Source organism: Paraburkholderia sp. J11-2 (assembly GCF_905220185.1).
Taxonomy (GTDB): domain Bacteria; phylum Pseudomonadota; class Gammaproteobacteria; order Burkholderiales; family Burkholderiaceae; genus Paraburkholderia.
On sequence record NZ_CAJMYY010000084.1, the window covers coordinates 1 to 1,213 of the forward strand.

Consider the following 1,213-nt stretch of genomic DNA (forward strand, 5'->3'; position numbering starts at 1 on the left):
GGGTCGGACAAGCTAACTAACCGACCCTACCCGATTGGCGTTACCCTATGTGCTTACCGCTGCCGACGTTTGAAGCGTGCCGCAATGAGGTAGCCTGAAAGAACGTGCGCAATGAACCTGGTTTTCAGAAGCGGTGTCGTATGCCCACGATCGCGAGCTCTTGCGAGGCTGTTCCACCCGCAGTATACGAATCCGCGATAACCGCTTGAGCCGGGCCAATTCCGTTCGTTCCGGACGCATGGCCATACCCGGCAGAGAAGTACAAGTCCGTTCGCTTCGACAGTGCGTAGTCTGCCGCGAAGGTAATCTGATGATAGGTAGCGGACGAGTCACCATGCGACTTCAGGTAGTCGTACCCGAGTTCAAGCATTGTCGTTTCCGTCATCTGCCATGCGGCAAAGACAGATCCATTGTTGTAGCGCTCAGCTGATCGAAAGGTCGAATCTGCATCCGCCAGATATTCAGCATAGCTGTAATACCCGCCGATGGTGACTGGACCAATTGCGTATGCAGCTCCAACTCGCGCAACGTTGTAACCACTTGCACTTGCGTACGCGGAATTCACGGGACTAAAGAAGCCGCCAGAAGCGCTTGAAAGCCCGCGGGTCGAGGTCCTGGCGTTGCCATTGTCCGCATGAAAGTAGCCTCCGGCCAACGTTAGCGCGCCGATCGAATAGTTCAATGCTGCACTGTAGGACTGACCTGAACCCAGTGAACCAGCGACGTTACCGAAACCGTATTGGAGCGCGATCTGAAGCCCCGCCCACGTCGGACTGGACCATTGGACAGCGTTATCGACTCGCGTCGTTCCGTCGGCGAGATCAATGTCCCCTGGTGCTGTGAAGTATTCGAGGAAGAAGTTACCTTGAACTGGCGCCACAAGGTTTAACATGCCGTCGAGTTGACGACCAAAGGTGAAAGTGCCGTATTGATCGCTTTTCAGTCCGACGAATGCTTGCCGGGAGAAAAGCCTCTTGGAATCCGTCGACGCACCACTATTAATATCGAACCAATTCTCGAGGGTGAAAATTGCGGACCAACCGGCACCTAAGTCCTCGCTTCCTCGAAAGCCGAAAACAGTTGGCGACATCTGTCCGCTCTGCATCGATAGAGAGTTGTTGGCCCCGCCATTATTGTGAACATATTGAATAGAGTTGTCTAGAACGCCGTACAGCGTGACAGACGATTGTGCAAACACGCTTGCAGAAAACCA

Annotated in this window: 1 protein-coding gene; it reads right to left on the reverse strand. The window is 54.0% G+C overall.

The window, feature by feature from the left end:
* Window positions 1–124: 124 nt before the first annotated feature.
* A partial coding sequence (locus U5A57_RS41225; RefSeq protein WP_321918080.1) for a porin occupies window positions 125–1,213 on the reverse strand: 1,089 nt, incomplete at its 5' end.